Annotated in this window: 6 protein-coding genes; 2 read left to right on the top strand and 4 right to left on the bottom strand. The window is 45.2% G+C overall.

Annotation, left to right across the window (positions count from 1 at the left end):
• Positions 1-58: 58 nt before the first annotated feature.
• Positions 59-694: a L,D-transpeptidase gene (locus QUA50_RS02985; RefSeq protein ID WP_333259149.1), complete on the bottom strand. Its 636-nt coding sequence runs from the start codon at positions 692-694 to the stop codon at positions 59-61.
• Positions 695-1,508: 814 nt separating this feature from the next.
• On the opposite strand from QUA50_RS02985, the gene QUA50_RS02980 reads away from it, so the two are divergent.
• Both QUA50_RS02980 and QUA50_RS02975 read left to right on the top strand, forming a co-directional pair.
• Positions 1,509-2,009, top strand: coding sequence for an autotransporter (locus QUA50_RS02980; RefSeq protein WP_333053578.1), 501 nt, complete (start codon positions 1,509-1,511; stop codon positions 2,007-2,009).
• Between the two features lie 312 nt (positions 2,010-2,321).
• On the top strand, positions 2,322-3,668 hold the full coding sequence (locus QUA50_RS02975; protein ID WP_333259152.1) for a sorbosone dehydrogenase family protein: 1,347 nt from the start codon (positions 2,322-2,324) through the stop codon (positions 3,666-3,668).
• Positions 3,669-3,733: 65 nt separating this feature from the next.
• Here the strand turns inward: QUA50_RS02975 and QUA50_RS02970 are convergent, their stop codons facing one another.
• The 3 genes from QUA50_RS02970 to QUA50_RS02960 are packed head-to-tail and all read right to left on the bottom strand — an operon-like array spanning position 3,734 to position 5,239.
• Entirely contained in the window at positions 3,734-4,189 is a 456-nt protein-coding gene (locus QUA50_RS02970) for a DUF6575 domain-containing protein (protein WP_333259155.1), read from the bottom strand.
• Between the two features lie 11 nt (positions 4,190-4,200).
• Complete coding sequence (locus QUA50_RS02965; protein ID WP_333259159.1) at positions 4,201-4,632, bottom strand: hypothetical protein; 432 nt, start codon at positions 4,630-4,632, stop codon at positions 4,201-4,203.
• A gap of 40 nt (positions 4,633-4,672) precedes the next feature.
• Positions 4,673-5,239, bottom strand: a complete 567-nt coding sequence (locus QUA50_RS02960; RefSeq protein WP_333259162.1) for a DUF924 family protein — start codon at positions 5,237-5,239, stop codon at positions 4,673-4,675.
• Positions 5,240-5,658: the final 419 nt, after the last annotated feature.

Genomic DNA, 5,658 nt, shown 5'->3' with positions numbered 1-5,658 from the left:
GTGGAACAGGCATCTTGCCTGTTCCTGGATATTTTGATGCACCCCAAACTCCGAATAATTAATGCTCAACTATCACCGGTGTGCCAACTGCGACTTTCTCAAATAAAGCCTGTGCGTCTTTGTCAAACATTCTGACGCAGCCGTGAGAAGCCGCCCCCCCGATCGACTCTGGATTGGGAGTACCGTGAAAACCAATCACATTCTTGCCATCCGTCCAAAACCCCATCCACCTACTCCCTAATGGATTGTCTGGCCCAGCAGGAATAAGTTCTCCTGTCCAAGGATTTTGCCAAACAGGATCTTTGATCATTTGCATAACTTTAAAATTGCCTGTAGGAGTTTCCCACCCGCCTTTTCCCACAGCAACCGGGAAACTGGTTTGCACCTTATTTTGTCGGTAAACATAGACGCGGCGTTCTCGCAATTTCAGCACTAAACGCACTTCCTCAATAGGATTTACCGCAGGCTGTGGTTCTTGGGGAATGTAACGAAATGGTTCTCCCAAGGGAGGCAGTTCTGGGGTTCCGAGATTCGGCAACTGTGTCTCGGAGGTGGGCCGCTGCGCTGCGATCGCACTATTGCTTGAATTAGCCACCACTTCGGCAGTCGCCTGCTGCTGTATGCCGACCGACAGCGCGGCTGCACTCAAGCTCAGTACAATTAACTTGTCAAACAAAAATTTGCTCTTCACCATTGTTTTCTTCGCTAAACTCCTCACCAGCATTTCCTACAAAGTTCCGATCTAATTATCCGCCAACCGCACCCGCTCGGAAAAATTTTGAGAGGGCTTTTTGACCAAGAATTTCAAAGGTGGTACCCGCCACGTGATTTATCCGTGGAATCAATCCCCAATCCCAAATCCTTGCATCCTCAAGAAAGAGGATTTATCTCGCGCAAGTCAATCGAAAATCTCAAATTTAAAATCTAAAATCGAATGACGGCAACTGCGCTGTACAGTTTTTAGTTGAAATTCCACCACTGATAACTGGTAACTCAAGACAAAGCTTAGGCAATAATACCAAAACCATAAGGTTTTTATAAGTGGCTCAGTGGAGTTACGCAATAGACTGTCGTGAGCAAACCCGGTTTCTGCGTAAATCTTGCCAGAAAATGATTAGATTTTACCTCCGACTAATTAGATTTTTTAGCAATGACCGACTGGGGATCGAGTATTCAAACTATGGCGCTGCTGTATCCGGCAAGCACAATCTGTCTTTGGGTAGAGTTCCCCCCCAGCAACAGTTAGGTGGGCGGAAAAAAACGGCAACGGTCGATCGAATAAACTCAATATATCACGGCAACACTCTAGAGATGCAAACCGCTGAACTTGTTGTAAATCGGGAACTTATGATGTAAAATTTAGTCTTTCAATACTTGTTCGATAATCTTTTTTTGAGATTGTCATAAATTTCCTACTTTGGGGATTAAACTGGATTAGGTATAGAGGTTGGGACTTTCGTGCAGCGGAAGCAAACCCGACCCTGAATAGCAGTTAATGTGAGGTTTCAATGCGTCTTCAGAACATCAAATTATTGACAGGTGCAACACTGTCGGTGGTAATTTCGGCGGTCTCAGTACATCCTGCGATGGCTAACCCTGCAACTCAAATAGCCCAAACGCAGACCACCACAACAGCAAACACTACAACCATTGTCGGTTTTGTCAAAAGTATTGTCGGCGACGTAGTAACTATTCGCGAAGAAAGCGCGCCGTACAGGACTCTCAGGGTTCAAAGATGCGTCCTGAGAATTATTGGGCTAGTACCGGGAATGAAAGTCCGAGCCACTGTCGCCGGATCTCAGATCCAAAATATCGCCGTGATCCCCGATTATAAGGTGGTAGCCACAACGGTTGCTCGTCCCGCAACCCCAGCACCGGCACCGCGTCCGGCTCCAGAACCGCCACCTCGTCCGGCTCCCCGTCCGGCTCCGGCTCCGGCTCCCCGTCCGGCTCCCCGTCCAATTCCGGCTCCGGCTCCCCGTCCGGCTCCTGTGAGAGGACTTTGGTAGACCTAGGTTATGCGATTTTAGATTTTCGATTTTAGATTGAAGATTGAAGATTGGGAATGACAATCAAGCAATTTAATCCGGGGCCCCCGGATTAATTCGTGGGATTGCTTTCTTCAATCTAAAATCTAAAATAGCAAATCTAAAATCGATTGACTGATGAATATCAAGGTTTGGAACACGGGCATACACTTGCATTCTTTTTGGCAACTGGTATCAGTAAATGGAATTAAGCCACCGCGCCGGCGGTGGCTTAGCTGTTGAATAGCAGTTAGAATAATAGAATTGTCCAGCAATTGTGGAGAAATCGCTGCTATGTATTACCCGCGTTTCTTGCTGCTAATTCTGCTGTTGCCGATGATGGCGTGCGATCGAGCTACAGATGCGAGATCCCCTGCTGTGGGCGACAACAGCCCCGTCTCGCAAATTCCCTCCCGTCCACCGCTGGCCAATGTTGGGACAAATCAAATTGTACCTACCAAGCCGCTGTCGCCGCAGCCAATCCGTATTGTTGCAACTGCTTTGCCGCAGCCAGGAGCCAGCGACAGCGCCTCAAAACCTCCTCAAGTAATACCGATTCCCGCATCGCCAGTGCTGCGAGTGCCTCCTGGCTTTGTCGTCAACGTTTTTGCTGACAATTTAGACGCTCCCCGATGGCTGGCTTTGACGCCGACAGGCGATGTTTTGGTCACAGAAACCAGGCAGAATCGGATTACACTGTTGCGCGATGCCAACCGCGACGGGGTTGCTGAGGTTCGCAAAACTTTTGCCAGTGTCCAAAACGGGTTAAATATTCCCTTTGGCATGGCTTTTGCCGATCGCTATTTTTTCCTCGGAAATACCGCTGAAGTCCGCCGATTTCCCTACACAAAAGGGCAGGAACAATTAACTGGTACCGGTCAAAAAATTGCCGATTTACCGGGCGGCGGCTACAACCAACACTGGACGCGAAATGTTGTCGTTTCCCCCGACAAAAGGAAGCTTTTCGTATCAGTTGGATCGCAGTCTAATGCCGATGTCGAACCGCTGCCCAGGGCGTCTGTTCAAGTAATGAATTTGGACGGCCAGAACAAGCAAATTTTTGCTTCGGGTTTGCGAAATCCTGTGGGATTGGATTTTCACCCGAAAACCAATCAACTCTACACGACAGTCAACGAACGCGACGGTTTGGGAGATGATTTGGTGCCGGATTACTTGACAAGAATTCGTCAAGGCGAGTTTTACGGCTGGCCTTACACTTATTTTAAGCCGAATTTGCTCGACCCGCGCCACTCCAGAAATGGCAATAGCGATCGACCTGATTTAGCGGCTAAAACATTAATGCCAGACGTGCTGTTTCAGGCCCACTCTGCCGCTTTGGGACTTCAGTTTTACGACGGCAAAACGTTTCCCAAAAGATTTCTCAACGGGGCGTTTGTGGCGTTTCGCGGCAGTTGGAACCGGAACGCTGGAACTGGTTATAAAATCGTGTTTGTACCTTTTAATGCGGCGAACGGACGCCCTCAAGGTTATTATGAGGATTTTCTGACTGGTTTTCTGACAGATCCGTCGGGCCCGAAAACTTGGGGACGGCCGGTTGGTTTGCTGGTTTTACCTGACGGGAGTTTGCTGTTTACCGAGGAAGCGAATAACCGGATTTATCGAGTGCAGTATCGCGGCTGAGGGTTGGGCGATCTATTAGATACCGACTTTTTCAAGAAGTCGGGGAGCGGGTTTTTTAGTCAGCTTCAAACCTTGCTAATTTGAGATTCGCCGGAAATTTTTTGAAAAATTAATAACCTATCTTGTTCAGCAGTTTCGCGATTTAAATCAGACAGTTCGTAATAGGAATCTGTTTCGGGCAAGTAGATTGGCGGTAAATTTTCAGGCAGGATTAAATAAGTGTTTTTCACCTGTAAATCATTATCTATATCTAATGAATATAGAAATCCGTCAACAGGATTTACAATTAACTCGTGCAATGAAACTTGTCCCTCTATGTAAAGCTTGAGAGTTAGTGGTGCAACTCTGAAAACCAACCAGCGATTGTACAAATTATCTACATCGCACCAAGAATAAAGATAGCTATCGCCGTATTCATTCTCAAAAAGCGATAGTAGCGGGCCGTCGAAATACTCTAAATTGACTATACTTCTGAGAGTTAGAGGAAATTTACTTAGTTTAACTCCTATTAATTGTTCCATATTTTTGTACCTTACAATAAACAATATGTTATTACAAATTTTGCTGCTAAATCAGCAGTAGCAAATTCATGTAGGCTCAAGTGACCGTTATCATCTATTTTGGAAACAACTCCATCTGTTTTGTCGATCGCTCCTGCTGCTATGTGAGTCCCCAGAGAATCGCGCAGTTTTTTTCTTTTTTTTGTTAGTTTTAAATAACGTTTTTCGGCATTTTCCCTGGTATCAAATAATGATAGCGCATAACCTTGACATCTGGTTGCTTCAGTTTCTGGTTTTAGGTGGCGCTGCGGAGTTATTATCAGCACTGGTTTAAAGTTATTAATAGATCGTTCATCATTGGGTTCAAATACAAATCTAAAAGCCACCATTTCTTTGGGTTCATAGTCCTGTGGCGGGCATTGAGTTGAAAGCTTATCTATATATTCTTGGTGTTTGAAGCACATATTGATAATTTAAGTAGCCTAAAGGTTTTGCGATCGCGCTTTAAAATCCCGAACCGGGTTGTCTCAGAAACTCGGCTTCTTCGGGGGTTGTTTCGCGTCCGAGAATTTGATTGCGGTGGGGAAATCTCCCAAAACGCTCGATTATTTCCAAATGCTGCTGCGCGTATTCAATGAGTGAATCGCTGTCAGGTTCGCCGCTGAGTTGACTAAATAGTTCGACAGATTTTTGCTGGTTTTCTAAGTTTTCGCTGTGTTGAAAAGGGAGATAAACAAATAATTTTTGTACAGTTAGCAATTCGCGATCGAAGTTATGATTAATAGCGTATTCGGCGGTGGCTAAAGCTTTGCTGTCTGTGGCGAATGCTTGAGGTGTTCCGCGAAACATATTGCGCGGAAATTGATCGAGCAGTATAATTAATGCGAGGCAGTTTTCGGGGGAATCTTGCCATGAGTCGAGTTTACCGGAGGCGGCGAGTTCGTATTGCTGCATAAAGCGCGATCCCACTTCGGCATCAAAATCCGCATTTTTTTCAAACCACTTCTTTTGAACTTGGCCAAACTCAGGAGAGTGCGATCGACCAAACCAAAAATCTAAAACTTCATTCATTACCAATCTAGTTAGCCATTGATTTTTGATGGCAATTTAGGTATCTGTAGTTGGACAAAATCTACTTGATGTGCAACTACAAATCCCAGGGATTAATTATTACCAAAGATGACTCCACTCAAACACAGGTACTTGCTTTCCTACGCTATCGAGGGTGGAGAAAAAAATTAGATTACAGAGTTTAAGCTTCCAGATTCATCTGTTATCGAGTAAATCTAAAATCTAAAATCTAAAATCTAAAATCGACTGACTCCACTCAAACACAGGTACTTGCTTTCCTACGCTATCGAGGGTGGAGAAAAAAATTAGATTACAGAGTTTAAGCTTCCAGATTCATCTGTTATCGAGTAAATCTAAAATCTAAAATCTAAAATCTAAAATCGACTGACTCCACTCAAACACAGGTACTTGCTTTCCTA

It is taken from the genome of Microcoleus sp. M2_D5 (genome assembly GCF_036701935.1).
GTDB lineage: Bacteria > Cyanobacteriota > Cyanobacteriia > Cyanobacteriales > Microcoleaceae > Microcoleus.
Note: the sequence above shows the minus strand (reverse complement) of the source record. Positions and strands in the feature narration are given on the sequence as shown.

What these genes read in the sequence shown, in the direction of transcription:
- QUA50_RS02985 (WP_333259149.1), bottom strand. Translation starts at nt 694, where the DNA reads ATGGTGAAGAGCAAATTTTTGTTTGACAAGTTAATTGTACTGAGCTTG.
- QUA50_RS02980 (WP_333053578.1), top strand. Translation starts at nt 1,509, where the DNA reads ATGCGTCTTCAGAACATCAAATTATTGACAGGTGCAACACTGTCGGTG.
- QUA50_RS02975 (WP_333259152.1), top strand. Translation starts at nt 2,322, where the DNA reads ATGTATTACCCGCGTTTCTTGCTGCTAATTCTGCTGTTGCCGATGATG.
- QUA50_RS02970 (WP_333259155.1), bottom strand. Translation starts at nt 4,189, where the DNA reads ATGGAACAATTAATAGGAGTTAAACTAAGTAAATTTCCTCTAACTCTC.
- QUA50_RS02965 (WP_333259159.1), bottom strand. Translation starts at nt 4,632, where the DNA reads ATGTGCTTCAAACACCAAGAATATATAGATAAGCTTTCAACTCAATGC.
- QUA50_RS02960 (WP_333259162.1), bottom strand. Translation starts at nt 5,239, where the DNA reads ATGAATGAAGTTTTAGATTTTTGGTTTGGTCGATCGCACTCTCCTGAG.